This is a genomic window from Microbulbifer aggregans (genome assembly GCF_001750105.1).
Classification (GTDB): Bacteria; Pseudomonadota; Gammaproteobacteria; order Pseudomonadales; family Cellvibrionaceae; genus Microbulbifer; species Microbulbifer aggregans.
The window spans coordinates 2,644,996-2,668,444 of sequence record NZ_CP014143.1; the positions used below are offsets into that span (position 1 = coordinate 2,644,996).

27 protein-coding genes are annotated in these 23,449 nt (G+C 57.2%); 11 read left to right on the top strand and 16 right to left on the bottom strand.

The genetic code is table 11. The features are described 5' to 3' along the window. Positions 1-2: 2 nt before the first annotated feature. Complete coding sequence (locus tag AUP74_RS11475) at positions 3-1,076, bottom strand: efflux RND transporter periplasmic adaptor subunit (protein WP_158514566.1); 1,074 nt, start codon at positions 1,074-1,076, stop codon at positions 3-5. A 476-nt stretch (positions 1,077-1,552) separates the two neighbouring features. On the opposite strand from AUP74_RS11475, the gene AUP74_RS11480 reads away from it, so the two are divergent. After that, the gene (locus AUP74_RS11480) at positions 1,553-2,662 is read left to right on the top strand and encodes a MipA/OmpV family protein (protein WP_069947688.1); all 1,110 of its coding nucleotides are present in this window, start codon (positions 1,553-1,555) and stop codon (positions 2,660-2,662) included. Positions 2,663-2,909: 247 nt separating this feature from the next. Here AUP74_RS11480 and AUP74_RS17230 read toward each other — a convergent pair whose 3' ends face one another. From AUP74_RS17230 to acnB, 10 genes are all read right to left on the bottom strand, one after another. Then, positions 2,910-3,416, bottom strand: coding sequence for a hypothetical protein (locus tag AUP74_RS17230; protein WP_145924385.1), 507 nt, complete (start codon positions 3,414-3,416; stop codon positions 2,910-2,912). Between the two features lie 554 nt (positions 3,417-3,970). After that, positions 3,971-4,432 (bottom strand): hypothetical protein, encoded by a 462-nt coding sequence (locus AUP74_RS11485; protein WP_145924386.1) that lies wholly within the window; start codon positions 4,430-4,432, stop codon positions 3,971-3,973. A 177-nt stretch (positions 4,433-4,609) separates the two neighbouring features. Further along, the gene (locus AUP74_RS11490) at positions 4,610-4,975 is read right to left on the bottom strand and encodes a hypothetical protein (protein WP_069947690.1); all 366 of its coding nucleotides are present in this window, start codon (positions 4,973-4,975) and stop codon (positions 4,610-4,612) included. A gap of 124 nt (positions 4,976-5,099) precedes the next feature. Then, on the bottom strand, positions 5,100-5,450 hold the full coding sequence (locus tag AUP74_RS11495; RefSeq protein WP_069947691.1) for a hypothetical protein: 351 nt from the start codon (positions 5,448-5,450) through the stop codon (positions 5,100-5,102). A 93-nt stretch (positions 5,451-5,543) separates the two neighbouring features. Further along, entirely contained in the window at positions 5,544-5,867 is a 324-nt protein-coding gene (locus tag AUP74_RS11500) for a hypothetical protein (protein ID WP_069947692.1), read from the bottom strand. A gap of 48 nt (positions 5,868-5,915) precedes the next feature. Beyond that, a complete protein-coding gene (locus AUP74_RS11505) occupies positions 5,916-6,224 on the bottom strand; it encodes a hypothetical protein (protein ID WP_069947693.1) in 309 nt (102 codons plus the stop codon). A 99-nt stretch (positions 6,225-6,323) separates the two neighbouring features. Beyond that, positions 6,324-6,638 (bottom strand): hypothetical protein, encoded by a 315-nt coding sequence (locus AUP74_RS11510; protein WP_069947694.1) that lies wholly within the window; start codon positions 6,636-6,638, stop codon positions 6,324-6,326. Positions 6,639-6,684: 46 nt separating this feature from the next. After that, on the bottom strand, positions 6,685-7,083 hold the full coding sequence (locus AUP74_RS11515) for a DUF6334 family protein (protein ID WP_145924387.1): 399 nt from the start codon (positions 7,081-7,083) through the stop codon (positions 6,685-6,687). 74 nt (positions 7,084-7,157) lie between these two features. After that, positions 7,158-7,946 carry an HNH endonuclease gene (locus AUP74_RS17075; RefSeq protein ID WP_083260948.1) on the bottom strand — a complete coding sequence of 263 codons (789 nt, stop codon included), beginning with the start codon at positions 7,944-7,946 and terminating at the stop codon, positions 7,158-7,160. Positions 7,947-8,307: 361 nt separating this feature from the next. Further along, entirely contained in the window at positions 8,308-10,923 is a 2,616-nt protein-coding gene (acnB, locus tag AUP74_RS11520) for a bifunctional aconitate hydratase 2/2-methylisocitrate dehydratase (protein WP_069947696.1), read from the bottom strand. A 306-nt stretch (positions 10,924-11,229) separates the two neighbouring features. Between acnB and AUP74_RS11525 the strand changes: the two genes are divergently transcribed. The 3 genes from AUP74_RS11525 to AUP74_RS11535 are packed head-to-tail and all read left to right on the top strand — an operon-like array spanning position 11,230 to position 13,105. Then, on the top strand, positions 11,230-11,685 hold the full coding sequence (locus AUP74_RS11525) for a DUF1289 domain-containing protein (RefSeq protein ID WP_069947697.1): 456 nt from the start codon (positions 11,230-11,232) through the stop codon (positions 11,683-11,685). A 44-nt stretch (positions 11,686-11,729) separates the two neighbouring features. Then, positions 11,730-12,668 (top strand): lipid kinase, encoded by a 939-nt coding sequence (locus AUP74_RS11530; RefSeq protein WP_069947698.1) that lies wholly within the window; start codon positions 11,730-11,732, stop codon positions 12,666-12,668. Continuing rightward, positions 12,665-13,105 (top strand): hypothetical protein, encoded by a 441-nt coding sequence (locus AUP74_RS11535; protein ID WP_069947699.1) that lies wholly within the window; start codon positions 12,665-12,667, stop codon positions 13,103-13,105. The genes AUP74_RS11530 and AUP74_RS11535 overlap by 4 nt, the downstream gene beginning before the upstream one ends. 36 nt (positions 13,106-13,141) lie before the next feature. Here the strand turns inward: AUP74_RS11535 and AUP74_RS11540 are convergent, their stop codons facing one another. After that, positions 13,142-14,089, bottom strand: coding sequence for a hypothetical protein (locus AUP74_RS11540; protein WP_069947700.1), 948 nt, complete (start codon positions 14,087-14,089; stop codon positions 13,142-13,144). 175 nt (positions 14,090-14,264) lie between these two features. Between AUP74_RS11540 and AUP74_RS11545 the strand changes: the two genes are divergently transcribed. Together AUP74_RS11545 and AUP74_RS11550 are read left to right on the top strand one after the other, a co-directional pair. Continuing rightward, entirely contained in the window at positions 14,265-15,026 is a 762-nt protein-coding gene (locus tag AUP74_RS11545) for an iron-containing redox enzyme family protein (protein ID WP_158514567.1), read from the top strand. A 72-nt stretch (positions 15,027-15,098) separates the two neighbouring features. Continuing rightward, entirely contained in the window at positions 15,099-15,722 is a 624-nt protein-coding gene (locus AUP74_RS11550) for a MiaE family protein (protein ID WP_069947702.1), read from the top strand. Positions 15,723-15,751: 29 nt separating this feature from the next. Here the strand turns inward: AUP74_RS11550 and AUP74_RS11555 are convergent, their stop codons facing one another. Continuing rightward, positions 15,752-16,018, bottom strand: a complete 267-nt coding sequence (locus tag AUP74_RS11555) for a DUF3081 family protein (RefSeq protein WP_069947703.1) — start codon at positions 16,016-16,018, stop codon at positions 15,752-15,754. 64 nt (positions 16,019-16,082) lie between these two features. Here AUP74_RS11555 and AUP74_RS11560 point away from each other — a divergent pair, with 64 nt between their 5' ends. Together AUP74_RS11560 and AUP74_RS11565 are read left to right on the top strand one after the other, a co-directional pair. Next, positions 16,083-16,577 carry a DUF3429 domain-containing protein gene (locus AUP74_RS11560; protein ID WP_069947704.1) on the top strand — a complete coding sequence of 165 codons (495 nt, stop codon included), beginning with the start codon at positions 16,083-16,085 and terminating at the stop codon, positions 16,575-16,577. A gap of 47 nt (positions 16,578-16,624) precedes the next feature. After that, positions 16,625-17,257 carry a malonic semialdehyde reductase gene (locus tag AUP74_RS11565; RefSeq protein WP_069947705.1) on the top strand — a complete coding sequence of 211 codons (633 nt, stop codon included), beginning with the start codon at positions 16,625-16,627 and terminating at the stop codon, positions 17,255-17,257. Between the two features lie 77 nt (positions 17,258-17,334). Here the strand turns inward: AUP74_RS11565 and AUP74_RS11570 are convergent, their stop codons facing one another. From AUP74_RS11570 to AUP74_RS11580, 3 genes are read right to left on the bottom strand one after another with little or no spacing between them, the layout of a single operon-like run. Then, positions 17,335-18,492: a saccharopine dehydrogenase NADP-binding domain-containing protein gene (locus AUP74_RS11570; RefSeq protein WP_069947706.1), complete on the bottom strand. Its 1,158-nt coding sequence runs from the start codon at positions 18,490-18,492 to the stop codon at positions 17,335-17,337. Positions 18,493-18,540: 48 nt separating this feature from the next. Further along, on the bottom strand, positions 18,541-19,269 hold the full coding sequence (locus AUP74_RS11575; RefSeq protein WP_069947707.1) for a UDP-2,3-diacylglucosamine diphosphatase: 729 nt from the start codon (positions 19,267-19,269) through the stop codon (positions 18,541-18,543). A gap of 9 nt (positions 19,270-19,278) precedes the next feature. Further along, positions 19,279-19,788: a peptidylprolyl isomerase gene (locus AUP74_RS11580; protein ID WP_069947708.1), complete on the bottom strand. Its 510-nt coding sequence runs from the start codon at positions 19,786-19,788 to the stop codon at positions 19,279-19,281. A gap of 242 nt (positions 19,789-20,030) precedes the next feature. Here AUP74_RS11580 and AUP74_RS11585 point away from each other — a divergent pair, with 242 nt between their 5' ends. The 3 genes from AUP74_RS11585 (at position 20,031) to AUP74_RS11595 (ending at position 23,439) form a co-directional block, all read left to right on the top strand. Further along, a complete protein-coding gene (locus AUP74_RS11585; protein ID WP_069947709.1) occupies positions 20,031-21,704 on the top strand; it encodes a glutamine--tRNA ligase/YqeY domain fusion protein in 1,674 nt (557 codons plus the stop codon). A 91-nt stretch (positions 21,705-21,795) separates the two neighbouring features. Then, positions 21,796-23,172, top strand: coding sequence for a cysteine--tRNA ligase (gene cysS, locus AUP74_RS11590; RefSeq protein WP_069947710.1), 1,377 nt, complete (start codon positions 21,796-21,798; stop codon positions 23,170-23,172). Between the two features lie 78 nt (positions 23,173-23,250). After that, positions 23,251-23,439 (top strand): DUF3012 domain-containing protein, encoded by a 189-nt coding sequence (locus tag AUP74_RS11595; RefSeq protein ID WP_069948857.1) that lies wholly within the window; start codon positions 23,251-23,253, stop codon positions 23,437-23,439. Positions 23,440-23,449 lie beyond the last annotated feature (10 nt).

The following is a 23,449-nucleotide window of genomic DNA, read 5'->3' on the forward strand; positions in this document are numbered from 1 at the left end:
GCTTACAACCCCGCGATGCTGGCAACAGGCAGGCCCTCGCGCATCCGCTGGGTGCCCTCGGTCACCACCGACATGCCTTCCGGAAGCGCACCGGATTCCACCAGGATCTTGCCCTGCAGGCGCTGGACCACAGTCACGGGGACGCGGCTGACCGTGCCACCATCGACGGCCCACACATAGGCGCCGTCATTACCCCACTGCAGCGCGACCTCCGGAACCACCGGGTAGCGGCCCGCCGCCAGGTCCAGAGTAATGCGGAAGCTCATACCCGGCCGCAGCCGGTCTTCGGTGTTGTCCACCTGCGCACGCACGTCAAAGGTGCGGGTCTGCGGATTTACGCGACTGTCGATCTCCAGTACTTCACCTTGGTGCTGCGGGCTGCCGCTGGCCCAGGTGGAGACCGCGATGGCCTGGCCCTCGGCAATCTGGCCGAGAAACAGTTCAGGGATCTGGAACGAAACCAGCAGGCTGCTGCGGTCATCGATGGTGGTGATTTCGGTGGACGGGTCCACCTGGGCGCCGGGGTCGATATCGCTGATGCCGATATGACCATCGAAAGGAGCGTCGATGGAACGGTAATCCAGCGCCACCTCGGCCCGGTTCAGGTTGATGCGCGCACGCTCTACGGCACTGCGGGCATCGTCGAGGGCACTTTCGGTGACACTGCCGGATTCGCGGGTGCGCTGATAGCGCCCGTAGCGCCGTTCGGCATCCCGCAATTCCACTCGTGCCAGTTCGACCGCCAGGCGCTGGTCGCGGTCGTCCAGCTGCACGATAGTCTGCCCGGCCTTGACCCTGTCGCCCGCTTTCAGGGTCACCTCGACCACCTCACCGGTGACTTCCGGAAACAGGGTCACGCTCCTGGCTGCCCGGGAGGTCCCCACCGCTTCGATTCGTACCTGGCGCGGCTGCCAGTCGACGGACTGCGTCACGACAGGCTGCGCCCGGTCTTTTTTATTGTCGCCTCCAGCCTGATCGCGGCTTTCGCAACCGGGCAGGGTGCCGAGCATCATAAAGGCCATGCCCAGGAGGCCGCTCCGGGGGAAACTGCTGGCCAACGAGATTACTGAGTTCAAGTTTTCTCCCATCCGCTCTGGTAAGTCGCCTGAAATTATTCGCGCCCCAGCTTACCTGCCAGCCCGCACAATTGTCATCCGCGCGCAGGCGGGTAAATGTTATGGGAAATAGTTACGGTCACCGGTTTGCCACGGATGAGCCGTAAGCCGGGAGCGAAAAATTCCCTGTAATTTGCAGGGGCTTTGCGCAGGCAGCGATGCAGAGCCTACTGCGGGCAGAGCCAGCAAGAGGCAGCACCGGAGTGGCACCGTGGGAGCGAGTTAACCGGAACGATCCTGCTAGGCTGTTATGCTCAGGTCGCATTCCCGCACCGGGTGTTTCTCGATGCCGACATACTCACAAGGTATGACAGGCGGATAAATCGTGAGCGATTAGAGTAGCAAGGCGTGCTCATCGTCATCTATTTCGTTGCGATGCGCGTACTGATCACAATCCACCTTCAAAAACGGTTCTTTCAGTGCGGAGACACACATCCATGAAGACACTGCTCGTAGCCCTGGCACTGTTCACATTGTTCAGGTTTTCATCAGCGACTGCGGCAGAAATCACCGTACGGCTGCAAAACCCGCCCCCCGAGGGCTCACTGGTGTTGCAGGTTTATGACAGTCCAGATGCATTTGGGGATTTCCGCCGCCCGGCGCGTGAGATGCGCTATGCAATTCAGGCTGGTGAGACTTACCTGATTCCCGACGCACCCGCCGGGCAGGTGGCAGTGCTGGTTTATGTGGATGAGAATAACAACCGTGCGCTGGACCGTAGCTTTATCGGTATTCCGCGTGAACCGCTCGGCCTGTCCAATAACTACCAGCCCAAGGGGCCGCCGAGTTTTCAGCGCGCCAGCTTTTCCGTGGAAGAGGGGAGGGCGAACTATATCGATATTGAGCTCTATTCCGTACTCGGTGATGCCGGCCAGTGGGGCGTCGGCCTGGGAGCGGTTGGTCGCAGCAGCCCCTATGTGGGATCGGACACCAGCGTGGTCCAGGTGATTCCAGCCATTACCTATTTCGGTGAGCGGCTGCAGTGGGTCGGCCCCAATCTGCGCTACGGCATCGCCGGTAGTGACCGTCTGCGTCTGGCCGTGACTGCCTCTTATCGGGTCGGCGCCTATGAAGAGGATGACAGCTCCAACCTGCAAGGTCTTGGCGACCGGGACTCCACCGTGATGCTGGGGATTGGTCTGATCTATGAAGGGCCGTACGGCATTGAGTTCGATCTCGGCTACGAAAACGACGTGCTCGATAACGTCGGTGGGGGTGGCAACGCAGTGGCGAGTGTCTCCCGGGGGTTCCAGTTCGGCAATATACGCCTGAACCCGGCCCTGGGGGTGAACTGGATCAGCAGCAGTCTCGCCGACTACGACTTCGGCGTGCCGCAATCGGCCGCACTGCCGGGGAGACCGGCTTACGATGTCGGCAGCAGTATCACTGTTGAGGCCGGCGTTGGTGCGTTATGGGAGCTTTCCGAGAACTGGCGCATTGCCCTCAATGTGGCGTGGGAAAATCTGGATAGCGAGATCACCGACAGCCCGATTGTAGATGAGGACTATGTGATCAAGGGCTTTACTGCGTTGACCTATACGTTTTAGGGTTGCTCGCCTGATTTGCAAAGCCCGTGGTTTTTGTTCATACAACCGACTGCGGGCTCTAGCGTCCACATAGTGTCCCTGTTTGTAGCAAGTCTTTTCATTTCAACCGGCTTGGATGGCACTGAGCTGGTCATTGTTAAAGCGGATGTTCGTGGGTAGGATCAGTACATAACGCCCGAATTAGGGGCGGCTGGAGCGTAGCGTAAGCCGTCCCAGCCGCGTCTTTCGCGGCGATGACAACCGCTTGTTATGTGGTCACTCCGACAGTGCGTAGTTTACGATACATTCTGGTGATTGCTTTATTACCAAATATCAGGAGTAATGAAATAGCAAATACCATGATGTAACCGTAATTCACGGTACCAACGGATGATAGTTGGCCGACGACAACCCCTACTGACCTTAATGCCCAATAAGTCCCGATAAGAAACGTACCTGCTGCTACTAGGCCGCCTTCAGATAGCGACGTGCCTTCCTCGCCGTTGCCGATTGCTTTTTGTGCAATGGTTGACGCCGAAAACCAAAGAACAAAACCAACCATCAGAGGGATACCCAACCAGCCAATTAAAGGCCAGATGGGTACGTCACTTTGAGTACCCCATGCAGCAGGTGAGAAGAACAAGGGTATGACGTTTCCTAAGTTGCTAAGAGCTAGATATGCCGCAAATATTTTTATCGCTAACTCTGAAAATTGTTTCATTGTTTTACCGCATAAACGCCCGGCTTTGGGGCGGACTTGTAGTGGCGAAGCCATGGGAAGGCTGTCCCAGCCCCGCAGGGGCGATAACAGCCGTTTGTTAAATTTCTAGTCGCTGCAGATACCCTGCTGAACCAACCCGAATTCTACGTTTGCCCAGCAACCACAGGGGTCATTGGATTCTGAGCAACTACCGACTGCGAAAACGCTACCCCAGTCACTCTCTGTAACCTGGCACTCTCCCTCGCACTGCGATCCAGTAATGCAGGGTGAACCGGCATCTTCATACTGAACAATGCACATCTGGAAGCCGCTCATACAAACTGGACCAATCGTACCGCCGGCCAAACTACATGACTTTGCGGATTCGATCTCTGAAAGCTTCTCCAGAACAGCTATTTTCTTCGAAGCATTCATCCACTGCGCCATTGCAAAGAGCATTAACAACACGACAACCAGAGAGGAAATAGCTCGAATCATAGATGTAAATTTAACGCCGAAATCAGACCCGGCTTAATTTGAGTGCTTTTTGCACGAAAATAGGAGCGCAGCGACCGTGTAAAAAATGCACAAAGTAAGGGGTCTGCTGCATTACATTGTTAAGTTTTTCGCTACTGGGCCATGTAATAGGGACTGTACAACTCATGTGCAGAATAGTTAAGGTCAACTACTTCAAAGCGACCCGCGATCAACTCCATTTTTCGATCTTTTGAAACGCCATACATGTTGGATATAATTCCGTTCATCAGGCCAACAAGATCTCCAGATGAAACACGGAAGTACTTTATATTATTCATTTCCTGTGCTTTCACAGAAAAGCCTTTTTCACGTGAAAAAGAAAGGAATTTTTCCTTATCCCTAGTCTTAATATCTCCCAATAATACCCAATCTAATCCTACTACATCGTTCTCAATGCAATATTGCAGCTCAACGTGATTCTTCGAATCTTCGATATCAGGAAAAAAAGCAAATATTGCACACGACCCATTACGCCCGTTATTTTCTAACTGGCGGTAGATATTGCTTATATCGCTTCTCGTGACTGTATAGAATCTAAGGTTTTCGTTTTTCATTGCCTCATCCATGACTTGGTTGAAATCAGGTTTGGAGCAGCTAATAAGAAAAATAGTAATAACTAGAAAATATCTACTCATATGTCCGAAAACAAACGCCCGGCTTTGGGGCGGGTTTGGAGCTGCGAAGCAGCGGGAAGGCCGTCCCAGCCCCGCAGGGGCGATAACAGCCGATTGTTATCTGTTATACCGCTGTTCTTTCTCACTGATGCTCCGTGGCTCTTTTTGCATGATGTATATCTGCCTTCTGCTATCTACATAACCAGATATCCTCGCCTGGATTTTTTCACCAATCTGGCAATATTCATCCTTTTTATATAAGTCTGGGTTCATGCCTTCAATGACAATGATCTCTAGAAGAGCTGGAAAACTAAAGCCAAGATCAACCCAAACTCCGAATTCGCTTCTTGCAACAACCTCACCTGCTACCGCACTTTCTGGAGGGTAACTTAACTTTAATGATTCCCATGCGGCCTCCATTTCCGGAGATTGGTAGTCACCGAATACCTCTTCTAATTTTTTATCAAAGTTTTCTGTATACAAGAGACTCGCTCACCTGAAGACACATAACGCCCGGCTTTGGGGCGGACTTGGAGCGGCGAAGCCGCGAAAAGGCCGTCCCAGCCTCGCAGGGGCGATAACAGTCGTTTGTTAGAGGGTTGCCCGTTTAGCACTCCAACTCTCCGAAAACTAGGATGTCATCGACCTCTAAAGGATAATCTAAGTCTTGTTTTATGCATACGAACGAGCCATCAGGTTTCACAATATGGATATCCACGACGGTTTGTCTTTTCTTACTGTGATAGAAAAAATATTTTGGAGGGTCGAAGAATCCTATTTCTTCGATACTTCCATCATAGGGATAAACCTCGACGCCATATTCAGCCGAATAGGCACGAATTGCATCCATAACATTATCGGCATCGATATGAAATCCCTGCCCATCATACAGTTTGGGATAATCACGAAATAGATACTGAAGCTTTTCATCGTTATCTGGGCCAATTATTTGAATCATTCCTATACCCTCTAACGACCCACACAGGGGCAGACAAATAAGCGTAGCGTTTTGGCTGTCCCGACGACCAAAGGGAGCGATTGCTGCGGCTTGTTATGCGTTTCCATACTTGACCAGTATCTCGTTGCAAGCCTCGTCAACCTGGCTTTTGTAAAGCTCTACGCACTCTGCAATCTCCATGTCTGCTGCAGCCAACCATTTTCTAGAGCAGAGTTCTCGAACTTTCGCTGTAGGTAAATGATCTGTTTCAGACTCTATCAACCCAAAAATGTGAAATTCGGTATCCCATACTTGACCATGTATGAAATTTCCAATTTTCCACATCTCAATCACACGATCCATATAGTCTGAATCGTCCGAGAGAAGAGCTTTAGCAAGCTCACAAGCTCTCGTCTTTCTCTCTTCAAGCTCTGTCATATTATCTTACGCATAACGCCGCCGGCAGGGGCAGCTTGCCCGGCCTTGTTATGCATTGTCGCTGGTAAGGTGACTGTACCCAGCTGAAATCACAACATCACAGGCTAACCTTAGGCCGCAGTTACCCTCCACTTCCTTCCCTCGGTACTCATATTCTCCCGGTATAAAATCCAAATATGGAGAGAGATCGTGACCCTCAGAATTCAGACGGGAAACGATCCTGGAGAAGGCTGCCTCGATTTGTTGATGAAGCTCCGCGAGAACAGCATCCTCAAGTTCGTTGGCTAGAATTTTTGCCCTATCGCTATTTATACCAGCGTTCTCGAAGGCTGATTTACTGTATTTTTCAAAATTCATGCATTTCTTCCATGGGATGCATAACGCTCGGTTTAGGGGCGGCTGGAGCGTAGCGTAGGCCGTCCCAGCCGCGCTCTTTGCGGCGATTACAACCGCTTGTTATGAGTTCTGGATCCGCTTGAGGGTCCCGAGAACTCGCTCACCCATTTCTTCGTAGCTTTTAAGTTCCGGGGAACTTGAGCCTTCTGAGTAATACGAAAACTCATGACATAACTCCAGAAGGGCTTCCTCCACCCCTAAAGAGGCACCTTGAATCGCATAATTACCGACGACTTCCTCAAACTGCATCGCAACCTGCGCCCTCTCATTGTGGCCTTCGGCTCTCAGCCAGTCGTCCAGGATGCAAAGAACCTCTCCCAATTTGATTTTGGGTAGCGGTGGTAACTCCTCTTCAGTAGGTTTTCCTACTTTCATAGTGAAGACTCATAACGCTCGGTTTAGCGGCGATTACAACCGCTTGTTAGGTGCTTATCACGCGTGAGGCTGAAAAAACACAAATTTCAGATGCCTCCACTATGACCTCCAGAGCCAGCTTCGAATTTAATCCTGCAAACTCCATCCTCATTCCATCACTGTAGCCCTGGTGATTTGTTAGCATCCAGGACCAAAGTACTTCTTGGCCTATGACTTTATTCCAAGGGTAATTTCTGCTTACGTCGGTGCTACTTAGATTTTTATCATCGGGACCCCAGGAATCAGTAATCACTAATGCATCAAGCTCGGCGTCCGCAAGGAGGAAGTATGTACGACTTTGAAAACAAAGCTCTAAAGCAATCAATAGCTCATTTGCAAACTGATACTCGACAACGTGCCGGAGCACGCCGGCACTATCATGTATATCCTGCAGTGCTTTCAGCAAATTAAGCACCTAACGCCCAAAGCAGCGGCGCGCGTTAGCGCGTCCAGCCCGTAGGGCGATGCTGCCTTTGTTTGTTAGTGCTCATACGCCTGATTTCTTTTCTTAATTAGTTCAACCGAAGGTCGTACACTTATATCTTTTGGCAGCCGCAAGAGCTCTGAATTAAAAAGCACGGTGGCAGCCCTGTCAGCGTCGCTATAGTCTCGCCCTGCCGCTCCATGAAGTATCTCGAAGCCAGTTGTTATTTTAATTATTCCGACATCAAATAGCCTATGATGATTTGAACACAGCAAAACACCATTGCAAGGAGAGATTCGCTCTTCAGGTTTTGCCTTTGACCAAGGGATAATGTGAGCTGCCTCTAGCGCCTCCATGAAGCTGAAACCGCAAATAGCACATTTGCAATCATATGCCTTAAGCAGTGCTGCGCGAAAAATACGCTGTGCTGTACCCCTTATCTTTACTTTTGTATAAATCTCTTTAGCTTTGCTTGGCGCCTTTATAAGTTCATTGGACAGGCTCTCTATGGTGTCATTTTCAGAAAATCCGCCAAATGGATTTGGTATTGATGACCAAGGGTAATCAAAAACCTTTTCAAAAGCTGTTTCTATGTCATCAATATCCCAAGCGATAAACCCCCCTCCCGGTAGCCCCGTGGTTTTACCAACAACAATTGCGGATAACGGAGGCAATTTAGAATCCATACAATATGCTTGAATGGGTTCTAAGGCATTTCCAACGCTTAGGGGATTTGTCTGAATTAAAGGTGCAAGTTCCCCATATATAGGTTTTCTACGATCTTTAGCTGCTGCCACCAAGACTGGCCATAAAAGGCCCGCAGCATATTCCCAATTCTTTGACATTACTGATCTCTTTTAGGCACTAACAGTTTTATTCACAAGCCTATGGCTTGTGTTGCCTTTGGCTATTGTTTCCCAGCTTTCCTTATCTCCCAGCCTAAGAAAACTTCAATAAAATTAGTTGCTTAGCGCGAGTCTGTCGCAATCTTTCTTGCGGCAACACAAGCCTCAGGCTTCTTTTTTCATTGCGGGGGTTGGCTTTTGATCATATGGCGCCCCCCTTTAAAGTCAATGAGTTAAGTCTTGTCTGAGGGTGAACAAAAGCCATAGGCTCCTGTACAAGGTAGAAAATTGCGAGGGAGACCAGGCAAAAAAAAGCCCCGCCGGTGAGGGCAGGGCTTTTCGTTTCAGCTCAGGCTAGCGCTTAAACACTCACTTCCTGAATCTCGGTCGCGGCGATCCGTCGGCCTTCTTCGGCAGACTTCTGGAACTCTTCGATCTGGTCGAAATTCATGTAGCGGTAGATTTCTGCCGCCATGGAGTTGATGTTCTTCGCGTACTCCTGGTACTCCGCCGGGGTGGGCAGTTTGCCGAGGATGGCGCCCACGGAGGCCAGCTCCGCAGAGGTCAGGTACACGTTGGCCCCGTCGCCCAGGCGGTTGGGGAAGTTGCGGGTGGAGGTGGACAGCACGGTGCTGTTCGGGGCCACACGCGCCTGGTTACCCATACACAGGGAGCAGCCGGGCATTTCGGTGCGGGCACCGGCACGGCCGTAGATGTTGTAGTAACCCTCTTCCATCAGCTGGTGCTCGTCCATCTTGGTGGGCGGGGCGATCCACATGCGGGTCGGAACGCTGCCTTTCACCTGCTCCAGCAATTTACCGGCGGCACGGAAGTGACCGATGTTGGTCATACAGGAGCCCAGGAACACCTCGTCTACCTTGTCGCCAGCCACTTCGGACAGCAGGCGTGCGTCGTCCGGGTCGTTCGGGGCGCAGACGATCGGTTCCTTGATCTCGGCCAGGTCGATTTCGATCACCTCGGTGTACTCGGCGTCGGCGTCGGCTTGCATCAGCTCCGGGTTGGCCAGCCACTCTTCCATGGCGCGCGCGCGGCGCTCCAGGGTGCGCTTGGAGCCGTAACCTTCGGCGATCATCCAGCGCAGCAGGGTGATGTTGGAACGCAGGTACTCGGCGATGGTTTCTTCAGACAGCTTGATGGTACAGCCGGCAGCGGAGCGCTCGGCGGAAGCGTCAGACAGCTCGAAAGCCTGTTCTACGGTCAGGTTGTCCAGACCTTCGATCTCGAGGATGCGGCCGGAGAAGATGTTCTTCTTGCCTTTCTTCTCGACGGTGAGCAGGCCCTTCTGGATCGCGTAGTAGGGGATCGCATGGACCAGGTCACGCAGGGTGATACCCGGCTGCATCTCGCCCTTGAAGCGCACCAGTACGGATTCCGGCATGTCCAGCGGCATAACGCCGGTGGCTGCGGCAAACGCTACCAGGCCGGAACCGGCCGGGAAGGAGATGCCCATAGGGAAGCGCGTGTGGGAGTCACCACCGGTGCCGACGGTGTCAGGCAGCAGCATGCGGTTCAGCCAGCTGTGAATGATGCCGTCCGCCGGGCGCAGGGAAACGCCGCCGCGGTTCATGATGAAGTCCGGCAGTTTGTGCTGGGTGTCGATGTCCACCGGCTTCGGGTAGGCCGCGGTATGACAGAAGGACTGCATCACCAGGTCGGCCTGGAAGCCGAGGCAGGCGAGGTCTTTCAGCTCGTCGCGGGTCATCGGGCCAGTGGTGTCCTGGGAGCCTACGGTGGTCATCTTCGGCTCGCAGTAGGTACCCGGGCGCACGCCCTCCATACCGCAGGCCTTACCGACCATCTTCTGGGCCAGGGTGTAACCCTTGCCGGTGTCGTTCGGCTGCTCCGGCTTGCGGAACAGGTCGGTGGACTCCAGGCCCAGGGACTCGCGGGCTTTGTTGGTAAGGCCACGGCCAACGATCAGGTTGATACGACCGCCTGCCTGGACTTCGTCCAGCAGTACCTCAGAGCGCAGTTCAAATTCAGACAGTACTTTGCCGTCTTCAGCCAGGATCTTGCCGTCGTAAGGGCGGATCTCGATGATGTCGCCCATGTTCAGATCGTCGACCGGTGCTTCGAACACCAGTGCGCCGGCGTCTTCCATGGTGTTGTAGAAGATCGGCGCTACTTTGCCGCCGATACAGATGCCACCGCCTTTCTTGTTAGGTACGCCCGGCATATCTTCACCGAAGTACCACAGTACGGAGTTGGTGGCGGACTTGCGGGAAGAACCAGTACCAACCACGTCACCGACGAAGGCAACCGGCAGGCCCTTGGCCTTCACTTCTTCAATTTGTTTCAGCGGACCGGTCACGCCGTGCTCTTCCGGCTCCAGGCCATCGCGCTTCATTTTGTACATGGCCAGCGCGTGCAGGGGGATGTCCGGACGGGACCAGGCATCGGGGGCAGGGGACAGGTCGTCGGTGTTGGTTTCGCCAGTCACCTTGAACACGGCAACCTTGATGCTTTCCGGCACCTTGTTGCGCTTGGTGAACCACTCGCCCTCGGCCCAGGATTCAATCACGCCCTTGGCGTGCTCGTTGCCGGCCTTGGCTTTCTCTTCCACATCGTGGAAGGCGTCGAACATCAGCAGGGTGCCTTTCAGCTGCTCGGCAGCCAGTTCGGCCAGTTTACTGTCGTCCAGCAGGTCGACCAGGGTGGCGATGTTGTAACCGCCCAGCATCATGCCCAGCAGTTTGGTGGCGTGTTCGCGATCGATCAGCGGGCTCTCGGCCTCGCCCTTGACGATGGCGGACAGGAAGCCGGCCTTAACGTAGGCTGCTTCGTCCACACCCGGCGGTACGCGGTGGGTCAGCAGTTCTACCAGTTCCTGTTCTTCGCCGGCGGGGGGATTCTTCAGGAGCTCTACCAGCCCGGCCACTTGTTCGGCATCTAAAGGCTTGGGCGGAATACCCTGTTCGGCGCGTTCTGCGACGTGTTTGCGATAGGCTTCAAGCACGGATAAGTCCCTCTTAGTATGTGGGGTGTAACCAACAGCTGGCGAAGTCTTAGCCGGTTTTGCCGGCCAGGCTTTTTTCCGTTCGTGGCCGCTGGAGGCGGGTGGCGAATTCTACCGGAAAGGCCTACAGCTGTTAAGTTTATTGAAAAATCAATAACTTACGCGAATTACCACTATTTGTTTGGTGAATTCGGGTCAAAAATTAGGCGTCAGACTTCCTTTCAGAATGCAAACAAAATAGTCTAGCGCCGCAATGATTCCACTCCCGCCAGTTGTATTTCTGGCCGTCGAAGAACTGGTCGTTTGATGTACAAGAAAGTCCGCACTCCCTGTATCGGTGTCTGCTCCACTGGCATTGGCGATGATGTCTGCCGCGGTTGCAAGCGGTTCGCCCATGAGGTGATCGACTGGAACGCCTACAGCGAGGAGCAGCGCCGGATCATTGCGGAGCGTCGCGAAACCTACCTGACCAATGCCGTGCGTAGCCAGCTGGAGATTGTCGATCGCGATTTGTTGCTCGCCCAGCTGCAGCACCAGCAGATCCGCTTCGATCAGGACCAGAACCCTTATTGCTGGGTCTTCGAGTTGCTGCGGGCTGGTGCAAGCCAGATACAGAATACCCAGGACTATGGCCTGCAGCCCACGGCGCAGGCGCGAGGCGTCTCCCTGGTGGAGGTGCGGCGACGCATTGACGAGGACTTTTACGCGCTGTCTGTAGCCTACTATTTGCGCTACGTGGCGCCGGGTCTGCAGCAGGCCTGACACGGCTCCGAGGGGGATGCCGGAGGCACGCATAGCGAGGGAATGTGACCAATCAAAGTCAAAGTGCAGGGCAAAAGGCCCTGTTGCTGGTGAATCCGGCCAGCCGTAATGCGGCAGGTGCGGATCTCGATCGGGGTTTGGAGTCCCTCCGGGCCGCGGGCATGGAAGTGGAGCTGCTCGAGTCCTCGTCCGTGGAGGATTCCCGCCGGGCCATTCGCGATCGCTGTGCCCATCTGGAGCTGGTGATTGTCGCCGGTGGTGACGGCACGATCAGTTCGGTGGCGGGCACGCTGCTGGACTGCAAACTCCCCTTCGCCATCCTTCCCCTCGGCACTGCCAATGACCTGGCCCGTTCCCTCGGCATCGAGGGCGATCTTGCGGCCGCGTTTGAGTGTATTCGTGCAGATCACCGCCAGAATATCGATCTGGGGGAGGTCAATGGTCACTATTTTTTCAATGCGGCCAATATGGGGCTCGGCACCAAAGTCACCGAAGAGCTGGAGTCTGAGGCCAAGGCGCGTCTGGGGGTATTTGCCTATTTAAAGGCGGTGATTGCCGCACTGACTCACGCCGAGCAGTTTCGGGTCGAGGCGCAGGTGGATGGCGAACGTCACCGTTTTCACTCGATACAGCTGGCGGTGGGTAACGGCCGCTTTTATGGCGGTGGTAATGTCATCGACCGCGATGCGCGCGTCAATGACGGCAAATTGTCGCTATACAGCCTGCGCCCCCAGCGGCTCTGGGAGCTGTTGACGCTGGCACCGCTGCTGCGCCGTGGGGAGCACCGACTGGCCAAGCGGGTGTTCAATGCGGCCGGGCGCGAGATCCGCATTCGCACCTGGCCGGCAGGCATGGCGGTACATGCGGACGGGGAGCCGGTTACTGAAACCCCGGCTATGTTCAAGGTGATACCCGCTGCGCTGGAGGCCGTCGTGGCCGCCCGCGCACCGGTTCTGCAGGACCAGGAGAGCCGACAATCATGAGTATTATCCGTAACGATACGCAGGTGGCGCTGAATGATCTGCATGTGGCCTTGAAGCGCAGTGCCGATCATTACCGCGATGCGGCGGAGTTCCTGCAGGACGGAGAAGTGAGTGCATTCTGTGGGCGCGCCGCTACGGAGCGCGACCAGTTGGCGGACGCCGTCGGTAAGGCGATCAGGGAGCATGGTGAGTTGCCGTCGGTCCCGGACCGGGATCGGGAAACCGGGGAGCAGTTGCTGGAGCGCCTGGAAAGCCTGTTTTCTGCCGACCAGACCCGTGAGGTTTTGCAAAAGCGGCTGGAACATGAGCGACAGCTGCTGGCCACGCTGGGTGAGCCGGAAATGGCGGCTCTGGATAAGCAGTATGCAGACCTGAAAAGTCGCTGTCGCGATAGCATCGGCGAAGCCATCCAGGCACTGGAACAGCGCATCGGCTGAATGGCAATTTGCTTGAGGCTTACCGCAGAAGCGGGCTTAACCCTGATGCCGCAGGTGCACCCGGAGGGCCGGCAGGAAAGCTTCCCGGTCCAGTGACAGGTCGCGCCGCTGCCGCCGTCGGCCTTCCGGCGGCTCATTGCCCACTCTGGAGTATTCCGGCAATTGCCGGCTCTCATCGCTGACCACCAACACCGGCATGGCTGCATAGCCCACCTGGTGGTAGCGCTCCCCCTCGTCCCCTCGAAAGATCTCCGCCACCTGCAGATTGGGGCGGCTCTGTACCTGTACCTGCCGCAGGTCGTCGTGCTGACTTCTGTGCAGGCCTGCCAGCAGCTGGCGCTGGTATTGGATGCCCGGGTCAGCCCCCTGCGGATCCATCTGCACCAGCTTGCGCTCGCACCAGTCGACCGTCACCTTGCGAATAGACTTGCGGGCCTTGATCCAGCTGACGGCGAGGGCATCGGGGCGCTCTGGGCAGAGAAGAATCTGGCGGTAGCACTGGCGCAGGTGCAGGCGGGGAAAGCCGGCGTCGGCGAACAGGTCGCGCAGGCGTCGGTCCCGCTCATACGCGGGGCGCTTTTCTGTTGAGTCGCGGAATACTTTCACGGCATCGGTAAACGCAAACTTGGCCTCGTTTAGCCGAGAAGCGAGAGCGATGGTTTCTGCCGGCACGCAGAGCAGGCCGGGTATCTGTAAGGTGTTCCGTGCGTCATTACCCGCTTCTTCGCCGTAGCTCAGGCTCGAGAAAAGGGCCCCGGCAAGAGCAAACGGACGCTCGAAGCTGCCCTCGAGTTGCTGGGCGGCGTGCCTGGCAAACGGTGGCTGCAGCAGGTAGTGCTCGTAGGGGCGGGCGCTCTGGTCAAGGTTGGCGAGATTGTCGCGCAGGGCTTCGGCTGCCTGGTGTAACTCGAGTAGCAAAGGCGGAATCAGCGCCGCCGAGTTGGCTGACGTTGATTGATCGCTGTTTGTTGAGAGGTCAGCCATAACGCTCCCCTGAATTTCCTTGCGCACCTGATGGCGCTGGACTGAATTAAAGACAATTTAATAAGTCGTTATCATATGACCAATATCTCTGCTGGTCACCCCCTCCGAGGACTAAGAAAATGGTCGCCAGAAACGGGGATACCGGCTGGCATGGGGCGGGCCTATCATGCGCTGCATGAATCGCTCTGAATTCAAAGAGGGATTATTGCGGGTGATGGAACGCCGGGTGCACTGGTCCGAGGCTGCATTTGCTGCCGGGCAGGTGCCGAGGGATCGGCTGCATATTCTGCTGGAGCAGGAATACGCCAGTCATGTGCGGGATCTTTCGATCCTGCTCGGGCAGGCGTACGTGCAATGCCCGCTGTCGAAGGCGCGCAAGCTGCTGGCGGAAGAGCTCTATGAGCAGGAGACTGGGGGGCTCAGTGGTTCCGACGGTAATGCTGAGTTGTTCCTCGGGCTGGCTGCTGGCTTGGGTTTGTCCACGGATCGCTTCCGCCACGTAACATTACTGCCGGAGGCCGCCAAATTTCACCAGCTCCTCATGGAGGCCTGCAGCCGCCATGGTTGGGAGGTGGGCGCGGCGGTCACCATGGTCTTTCTGGAAGGTAACCCCTATGCGCGCGCCGGCCTCGAGCCTGGCGTGGCTGATGCGCCGCGGGTGCGCCCGGTGGATCATCCACTGGTCCGGTTCTACGGGTTGCCACTGCAGAGTTTGGCCCTGACCCGGGTTCACCATGGCCGCGACCGGGCTCAGCGCAAGGCGGCCTGGCACCTGATGCTGGATTTCGTCGACGAGGAGGCGCGTCCTCGTGTGCTGCAATGGATGGGGCAGGTTCTGCATGGTTGGCTGCACTACCGCGATGAATTGGCAGGGAAAATTGGTCTGCTGCCGGTAGGGGCGCCTCCTTCGGCCGGCCACTGGCGAGACTCGGCTTGAGGCGCCACGGCGGTTATAATCGCGCGCCTGTTTTACCGATGTACTGCCGCGCGCCAGCGCCACGAGCCCGTTATGAGCCAAGCCGTTCCCGATCTCTCTGCCATCCATGACTTCCTGTTGTGCCCCACCCCCGATGCCTGGGTTGAGGCTGCACTCGAGGAGCCCGAGCTGATGCTGGTGGACCACGCCAATTGCGAGAAGAAGGCGGCCGGTACGGCGCTGAACCTGATGTTCCGCTACCTCGAGGACTTCGAATTACTGAACAAGATGTCGCGCCTCGCCCGGGAGGAACTGCGCCATTTCGAGCAGGTGCTGGCGATCATGGAACGGCGAGGAATTCGCTACCCCCATGTCAGTGCTTCCCGCTATGCGGCGGGCTTACGCGAGCAGGTCCGTAGCGCCGAGCCGGGTCGTCTGGTCGATACCCTGATCTGCGGTGCGATCATCGAGGCCCGTTCATGTGAGCGTTTTGCCCGCATTGCCCCTCACCTCGATGAGGAATTGCAGAAATTCTATCTCTCGTTGCTGAAATCCGAGGCGCGTCATTTCCGCGATTATCTGGCGCTGGCAAAGAAGGCTGCCGGTGAGGATATTTCGGTACGCGTACAGGAGCTGCTCGAAGTGGAGCAGGCGCTGGTGCAGAACCCGGACGGCGAATTCCGTTTTCATAGCGGCGCGCCCCAGGTCACTGCTTAGTGCGGGCTAGGTTCCCCGAGGCTGAAGGCCTAGCTGTCGGCCCGGTCGATCTTCGCCAGCAGGTCGACGAATTCCTGTAGTTCGAGCGGGTTGCCGTAGTCCACCGTGTACTTGTTGTGAAAGAACACGGTCAGCTGGGCCCTGCCGTCGCTGATAAACACGGTGTAGCCGTCAAAGTCGGTGCTGCAGGTCAGTCCCCGGTAGTGCCAGCCGTCATCCCGTTTCTCCCCCTCTCTGGTTGCCTTGTCAAATACGCGCAGGGCCTGCTTGACGTCGATCTTGTGTTCTTTTTCCACGGTATTTCCTGCTGTTGGGTACGCTAAGCTTAACTTTCCCCGTCCGCTTGCCAGCTTAGCGCACATGAACGATTCCCTCGATAAGCCACCGCCAACGGAGCCGACGCCGCTATTCGATGCGCTGGCCTATGCCGGAATATTGCCCTTTGTGTTGGGCATCTGGCTGCAGTGGAGGGGGGGCGATCTCCTTGGAGTCGAGGGCCATTTTCTCTTTGCTGCTTACAGTGCCTGTATCCTGAGCTTTCTCGGCGGTATCTGGTGGGGCGGTGCGCTTAACGGTCCAAATCACCCGCGCCGCCTGTCTCTCACTCTGCAGAGCAACGGTGTAGCCCTGCTGGCCTGGCTGGGCCTGCTGCTGTCGTCGACGCTGTGGGGGTTCGTTTTGCTGGCGCTCGGGTTTGCCTATGTGCGCTGGGAAGAGGCGCGGCTCAATCCCAATGCCCGCCGGCTGCGTAACTACTTCCGCACGCGCAGCCGCGTCAGTTACTTGGTGATCCTGTGTCACCTGGTGATGGTGTTGCTGTTGTTATGGCGCGGAGGAGTCAATCAGGCTACCTAGGTATATCGGACGGTCGATATAGAGTAGGAATGAGGAAAGGAGAATCCATGAGCGAGAGTATCCCGGCCGGAGCCCGCGGCCAGCTGTTCACCGAGGCCCGCACCCATAGCCATTGGCAGGACAAGCCGGTCGGTGACGAGACGCTGAAGCAACTCTACGACCTGATGCGGATGGCGCCGACCAGTGCCAACTGTTGCCCGGTCCGCATTCTGTTTCTGCGCAGCAAGGAGGCCAAGGAGCGTCTGCGCCCGGCCCTGAATGAGGGCAATATCGATAAAACCATGGCCGCGCCGGTGACGGCGATCATCGCTCACGACATGAAGTTCTACGAATACCTGCCCAGGCTGTTTCCCCATGCCCCGGCCAAGGACTGGTACAAGGATGATGCGGAACTGGCGGCGGCGACTGCGTTTCGCAACGGCTCGTTGCAGGGGGGCTATTTCATTCTGGCTGCGCGTGCGGTGGGGCTGGATTGTGGACCCATGTCCGGGTTCGATAACGACATGGTGGACAGAGAGTTCTTTGGTCAGGACAGTGATCGGGCCGCTTTCCAGCAGGAGCACTGCACCAGTGGTCATATCAAGTCGAACTTCCTCTGCAACCTGGGTTACGGCAAGCCGGAGATGCTTCACCCGCGCAGTCCGCGGTTCGAATTCGATGAGGTGTGCAAGGTGATCTGAACTGCGCGCGAATGTGTCCCCAGCCATTAACGTTTGCGGGCTGGGTGACGGCATCCGAGGGCAACCGTTAAATCCGCTCAGGTGCCGGCTATGGCGGAGGAGAGGGTCGACTGCCCTTCCAGTGTGTCGACCGCAGTTACCACGGAGTAGGGAGTCAGTTCCCGCAGGATTTCGTCCATGCCCAGCAACTGCCAGCAGATGGCTGCCCCCGCGGCCGGTCCTTCGCCCCGCAGGATTTTCCTGGCCAGTGCTGCTGCGGGGGCGGCGGGAATCCAGGGCCCGTCGCCATCAAGGCCCAGTATTTGCCACCGGCGCGTCAGTGCCAGGCCGGCGTGATTCTCCCCTTGAATTCGAATCTGCATCCCGCCGTGGGGGGAGCCCCCGGGCCAGCGGGCAGCGAGCTTGTGGCCGAGCGATGCGAACCAGGATTCCGTAGCCGGGAGGCGCAGCCGCGCCAGGTGGGCGCAGGCGGCCAACCCAAGTTGCAGGGTCCTTGGCTGCACACCGGTACCAAAGCGCATATCTGACAGGCTCGTTTGCGCCCGCGGCCACAGTTCCAGATCGGGCACCTCGAAGTCACAGACCCAGCGCTCGCCGATGGGGTGTGCCAGTTGTACCCGTCGCAGGCGGTTGCCAGCGAACGTTTCCCGCCACTGGCCGCGGCGGAGGACCGGAAAGCTCTCGCCAAGGGATTCGAAGCCCGCGCGCACCATGGCCAGGCCACGCTCGATGCGGTGTCCGGGTGCAATCTCGATGCGGGCGCTGTCAATGCGGCCAAAGTCGTGTGAGAGAAGTGCCAGGGCGGCCGAGCTGAGTGCGGGCAGGGTGCTGGCGCCGGACACCAGGGGCACGCCGGCAGCTTCCGCCGCTGGCGAGAGCCTTGGAAAATCGCAGACGAACCGGCGGCCGTCGGCAATATCGATATAGGGGGTGTGGGCCTCAATACAGGCCTGGGCGACCCGGTAGTCCTGGCGCTGGAAGGGGCCGGCACAGTGGATCAGCAGGTCCAGGTGCAGGGCTTTGAGCTGCGCCGCCAGATTGATGGAGTCCCGCTCCAGGCGCAGGCCCTCGGCTAAATTGGGCAGTTTCGCAGCGAGGAGGTCGGCGCGAAACTTATCGCGCCCGGCGATGATCAGCTGGATATCCGGCTCATTGGAGAGCAGTTGCGCGATCCGGGAGCCAAAGCTGCCGTAACCACCCAGAATGAGGACCCGTTTTTTGTAGTTCCTGACCATGCCCCGCTGCTCCCGTCTCTGCGGCTGATTCCCTGCAGGCCGAGAATATCAGGAAGTGATGGGCCAGTGGATCAGTTCGAGGGTTTTGTCGTCGGCGCGGATACACCAGCCGTCTTTACCCCAGTCGCCAAGGACGATGCGCTCTGCGTTCTCGCCATCGACGGTGAGTGTGTGGCGGGCGGGGCGGTGGGTGTGGCCGTGGATGAGGGTGTGTACGCCGTGATTGCGCATGGCTTTTTCCACCTCTTCCGGCGTCACGTCCATGATGTCTTCGGCCTTGCGGCTATTCATGGACTTGGAAACAGCGCGGATCTGCGCGGCGATCTGGCGACGCTCGTCCAGTGGTTTTGCCAGCAGGGCCGCCTGCCATTGCGGGTCACGGGCCTGTTGGCGAAAAGCCATGTACTCGGTGTCCCGGGTGCAGAGGCTGTCGCCATGCATCAGCAGCACCTTGCGGCCACCGAGATTGACCAGGCTTGGGTCCTGCAGCAACACCGCCCCGGCGCGGTGGGCGAAGTCTTCCCCGAGGAGGAAATCCCGGTTGCCGTGCATCAGGTACAGTTCGGCACCGGTGCCGCTGTAGCGGCTCAGTTCTTCCGCCACTTCCCGGGCGAAAGGGGAGTCATCATCATCGCCGACCCATACCTCGAAGAAATCACCGAGGATATACAGGGCCTCGGCGCCCGCGGCTCTGGTACGCAGGAATTCATAGAAAGCCGCCGTAATGGCCGGGCGGCTCTCGTCCAGGTGCAGGTCGGAGATGATGTAGGCAGTCAAAACCGGGCCTTACTTGTCCGCGTAGGCGTCGGAGATGGTCACGCCAGTGATCTCGATAGTCTCCAGCGGCACGTCCTGGTGGAAGCCCTTGCTGCCGGTTTTGACGCTCTTGATCTTGTTGACCACGTCCATGCCGTCGACCACTTTGCCGAATACGCAGTAACCCCAGCCCTGTGCATCTTTGCTGCGGAAGTTGAGGAAGTCGTTGTCCTTCACGTTGATGAAGAACTGGGAGCTGGCGGAGTGCGGATCCATGGTGCGGGCCATGGCCAGAGTGCCGGTGTCGTTCTTGAGGCCATTGTCGGCTTCGTTCTCGATCGGCTCGCGGGAGGCTTTCTGCTCCATTTCCGGCGTCATGCCACCGCCCTGGACCATGAAGTTGTCGATCACCCGGTGGAAGATGGTGCCGGTGTAGAAGTCGTCACGGCAGTACTGCAGGAAGTTGGCTGCAGTCTTCGGAGCCTTGTCAAAATCGAGTTCGATGGCGATGTCGCCGTGGGTGGTGTGCAGGGTGATCATAAAACGTCCTAAAGGTTCAACTCGGCGCGCATCATACCTTGTCGCCCGGTGGGATCAAAAAAATCGGACCTATCACAACGACAGTTGTTCAAAAAATGTGCGGCGCTGATTTCTGGTGCGATCATCAGTCTGTCAACCGGTGTTCTGTGGCGCAACTGCGCTATAATCCGCCGCTTAACCAGACCCACGGGATGGCAGGAAAGACCTCCCATTCCTCGCCGCAGCTGTATGTAGAGAATCTTATGACATCCGAGAGCAAACCCGCTCACTTTCTGCAGAACATCATTCGCGAAGATCTGGCCGAGGGCCGGGTGTCCCAGGTGGTGACCCGCTTCCCGCCGGAGCCAAACGGCTACCTGCACATCGGTCACGCCAAGTCTATTTGCCTGAACTTTGGCCTTGCCCAGGAGTTTGGTGGTAGCTGTAACCTGCGCTTTGACGACACCAACCCCGCCAAAGAAGAAGAGGAATATGTGGCCTCCATCAAGCGGGACGTCTCCTGGCTGGGTTTCGAGTGGGCCGACGGCGCCAAGTACACCTCGGACTACTTCGATCAGCTCCACGAGTGGGCGCTTCACCTGATTCGCGAGGGCAAGGCCTATGTGTGCCACCTGAACCCGGAGCAGGCCCGGGAGCACCGCGGCACGCTGACCGAGCCGGGCAAGAACAGTCCCTACCGCGACCGGTCTGTCGAAGAGAACCTGGCACTGTTCGAACAGATGAAGAACGGTGAGATGGAAGAGGGCGAGTGCAGCCTGCGTGCCAAGATCGATATGGCGGCGCCGAACATCAATCTGCGCGACCCGGTGATCTACCGTATCAAGAAGATGGCCCACCACCAGACCGGTGATAAGTGGTGCGTCTACCCCAGCTACGACTTCGCCCACGGCCAGTCGGATGCCATCGAGGGGATCAGTCACTCCATCTGTACCCTGGAGTTCGAGGATCACAAGCCGCTCTACGACTGGTTTATCGAGCACCTGCCAGTGCCGGCCCGCCCGCGCCAGTACGAGTTTGCGCGCCTGAACCTGAACTACACCGTGGTTTCCAAGCGTAAACTGAAGCAGCTGGTGGACGAGAAGCATGTGGACGGCTGGGACGATCCGCGCATGCCGACCCTTTCTGGCCTGCGTCGCCGCGGCGTGACTCCGACAGCGATCCGCAATTTCTGCGAGATGATCGGTGTTACTCGCTCCGACTCCGTGGTGGATGTGGGCATGCTGGAATACTGCATCCGTGATGACCTGGACAAGAACGCGCCCCGGGCCATGTGCGTGATGGAGCCGCTTAAGGTGACCCTGACCAACTACCCGGAAGGGCAGAAAGAGATGCTGAGCGCACCGGGCCACCCGGTGCGGGAAGACCTACCTGCCCGCGAGCTGCCGTTTACCCGTACCGTGTACATCGAGAAAGAGGACTTCCGCGAGGAGGCCAACAAGAAGTACAAGCGTCTGGTACTGGGCAAGAAAGTGCGCCTGCGCAACGCCTACGTGATTCAGGCGGAAGAAGTCGTGAAAAACGATGCCGGCGAAATCGTTGAAGTGCTTTGCTCTGTTGATCTGGATACCCTCGGTAAGGACCCGGCCGACGGTGTGAAGCCAAAGGGTGTTATCCACTGGGTGTCCGCCGATGACAACGTCGACTGCGAGGTGCGCCTGTACGATCGCCTGTTTGACGATGCCGCACCGGATGCCGGAGGCAAAAACTTCCTCGACCATGTGAACCCGGAAAACCTGAAAGTGCTCACTGGCTGCAAGGCTGAAATTGGCCTCGCCAATGCCGAGCCGGAGCAGGGTTACCAGTTCGAACGGAACGGTTACTTCTGTCGTGACAACAAGTACGGCAGTGCGGAAAAGCCGGTCTTCAACCGCACTATCGGCCTGCGCGACTCCTGGGCCAAAGAGCAGAACAAGTAACTCAATTTTTCTCCGGATTCCGGCGTAGGCCGGAATCTGGTTGATCGGGCCCGCGAGCCGGGCTGAAACGAAAGAAAGCGCGAAAGGATTTATGGCTTTACAGCTCCACAACACTTTCTCCGGACAGAAAGAACCCTTCAAGCCGCTGGTGGAAGACCGGGTGCGCATGTATGTGTGCGGCCCCACCGTCTACAACCGGGTGCATATCGGTAACGCGCGGCCAGCGGTGGTGTTCGACACCCTTTACCGCCTGCTGAAACGCAACTACAGCGACGTGGTGTACGCGCGTAACATCACCGATATCGACGACAAGATCATGAAGGCAGCCCGCGATCAGGGTGAGGATATCGGCACACTGTCTGCCCGTTTTTCCCAGGCCTACTTTGAGGATATGGCGGCGCTCAACAATCTGGAGCCCGACATCATTCCTTACGCCACCCAGCATCTGCCGGAAATGATCGCCATGATCGAGCAGTTGCTGGAGAGGGGGCATGCCTACGCGGCGGAGGGGCACGTGCTGTTCGCCGTGGATTCCATGCCCGACTACGGCAAGCTGTCCAAGCGGTCCCTGGATGACATGCTGGCCGGTGCCCGGGTGGAAGTGGCACCCTATAAGAAATACGCCGGTGACTTTGTGCTGTGGAAACCGTCCAAGGATGACGAGCCCGGCTGGGATAGCCCCTGGGGCCGTGGCCGTCCGGGCTGGCACCTGGAGTGCTCGGCCATGATCAAGAAGCACCTGGGAGAAACCATCGATATCCACGGTGGCGGTCGCGACCTGACCTTCCCGCACCATGAGAACGAGCGGGCCCAGAGCTGCTGTGCCAATGGCTCCGATTTCGTGCGCTACTGGATGCACAATGGTTATGTGAATATCGACGGCGAGAAGATGTCCAAGTCCCTGGGTAACTTCCGCATGGTCAACGACCTGCTGCAGCAGTATCCGGGCGAGGTGCTGCGCTTTGCCCTGCTGAGCGCGCACTACCGTTCGGAGCTGAATTTCAGCGCGGACCTGCTGGACCAAGCCTGGCGCAGTCTCGATACCCTGTATGGTTTCCTTCGGGATGTAGAGGATGTCACTTCGGCAGAGTCCGACCTTGCTGGCAGTCCCTTCCTGGCGGCCCTGGAAGATGACCTGAATACGCCGGTTGCCATCAGCGAGCTGCACCAGATGGCGAAGGAGCTGAACCGAACCGATGAGTCGGACAAGCCCCAGCAGAAGGGCCTGTTGTTGGCGGCCGGGCAGATGCTTGGCATCCTGCAACAGGACCCGGAAGCCTGGTTCAAACAGGCTCGCGGTGGCGAAGAGTCCATCTCCGAGGAAGAGATCGAGGCGCTGATCGCCGAGCGTCAGCAGAGCAAGAAGGACAAGAACTACGCGCGCGCCGATGAGATCCGCGAAGAGTTGAAGGCCAAGGGTGTAGTGCTGGAAGACAGCCGCGAAGGTACCAAGTGGCGCAGGGAATAGCCTGTTCCAGCTTGGGATCTGTCGATATCAATTGCCCAGAGAACAACAGAATAAATTGTATTAAAAATGGAAAGCAGCATGAAAAAATTCCTGATCCTCGCCACTGCGATTTCTGCCCTGGTCGCTATGACCGGCTGTGAACCCAAGCGCGGTTCCGAAGCCTGGTGCAAGAAAATGGACGAAATGCCCAAGGGCAAGTGGACCCTGGAAGATGCCGGTGATTACACCAAGTACTGTGTCCTGAACCAGAAGCCGGACGAAGAGTAAGCGGAAGTCA

Bases quoted from the DNA above. Each gene is read 5' to 3' on its own strand.
- AUP74_RS17230 (WP_145924385.1), bottom strand. From the start codon at position 3,416: ATGGCTTCGCCACTACAAGTCCGCCCCAAAGCCGGGCGTTTATGCGGT.
- AUP74_RS11540 (WP_069947700.1), bottom strand. From the start codon at position 14,089: ATGGCTGACCTCTCAACAAACAGCGATCAATCAACGTCAGCCAACTCG.
- cysS (WP_069947710.1), top strand. From the start codon at position 21,796: ATGGCTTTACAGCTCCACAACACTTTCTCCGGACAGAAAGAACCCTTC.
- AUP74_RS11485 (WP_145924386.1), bottom strand. From the start codon at position 4,432: ATGAAAAACGAAAACCTTAGATTCTATACAGTCACGAGAAGCGATATA.
- AUP74_RS11535 (WP_069947699.1), top strand. From the start codon at position 12,665: ATGAGTATTATCCGTAACGATACGCAGGTGGCGCTGAATGATCTGCAT.
- AUP74_RS11500 (WP_069947692.1), bottom strand. From the start codon at position 5,867: ATGACAGAGCTTGAAGAGAGAAAGACGAGAGCTTGTGAGCTTGCTAAA.
- AUP74_RS11585 (WP_069947709.1), top strand. From the start codon at position 20,031: ATGACATCCGAGAGCAAACCCGCTCACTTTCTGCAGAACATCATTCGC.
- AUP74_RS11495 (WP_069947691.1), bottom strand. From the start codon at position 5,450: ATGATTCAAATAATTGGCCCAGATAACGATGAAAAGCTTCAGTATCTA.
- AUP74_RS17075 (WP_083260948.1), bottom strand. From the start codon at position 7,946: ATGTCAAAGAATTGGGAATATGCTGCGGGCCTTTTATGGCCAGTCTTG.
- AUP74_RS11525 (WP_069947697.1), top strand. From the start codon at position 11,230: ATGTACAAGAAAGTCCGCACTCCCTGTATCGGTGTCTGCTCCACTGGC.
- AUP74_RS11510 (WP_069947694.1), bottom strand. From the start codon at position 6,638: ATGAAAGTAGGAAAACCTACTGAAGAGGAGTTACCACCGCTACCCAAA.
- AUP74_RS11560 (WP_069947704.1), top strand. From the start codon at position 16,083: ATGAACGATTCCCTCGATAAGCCACCGCCAACGGAGCCGACGCCGCTA.
- AUP74_RS11580 (WP_069947708.1), bottom strand. From the start codon at position 19,788: ATGATCACCCTGCACACCACCCACGGCGACATCGCCATCGAACTCGAT.
- AUP74_RS11550 (WP_069947702.1), top strand. From the start codon at position 15,099: ATGAGCCAAGCCGTTCCCGATCTCTCTGCCATCCATGACTTCCTGTTG.
- AUP74_RS11505 (WP_069947693.1), bottom strand. From the start codon at position 6,224: ATGAATTTTGAAAAATACAGTAAATCAGCCTTCGAGAACGCTGGTATA.
- AUP74_RS11595 (WP_069948857.1), top strand. From the start codon at position 23,251: ATGAAAAAATTCCTGATCCTCGCCACTGCGATTTCTGCCCTGGTCGCT.
- AUP74_RS11545 (WP_158514567.1), top strand. From the start codon at position 14,265: ATGAATCGCTCTGAATTCAAAGAGGGATTATTGCGGGTGATGGAACGC.
- AUP74_RS11570 (WP_069947706.1), bottom strand. From the start codon at position 18,492: ATGGTCAGGAACTACAAAAAACGGGTCCTCATTCTGGGTGGTTACGGC.
- AUP74_RS11480 (WP_069947688.1), top strand. From the start codon at position 1,553: ATGAAGACACTGCTCGTAGCCCTGGCACTGTTCACATTGTTCAGGTTT.
- AUP74_RS11565 (WP_069947705.1), top strand. From the start codon at position 16,625: ATGAGCGAGAGTATCCCGGCCGGAGCCCGCGGCCAGCTGTTCACCGAG.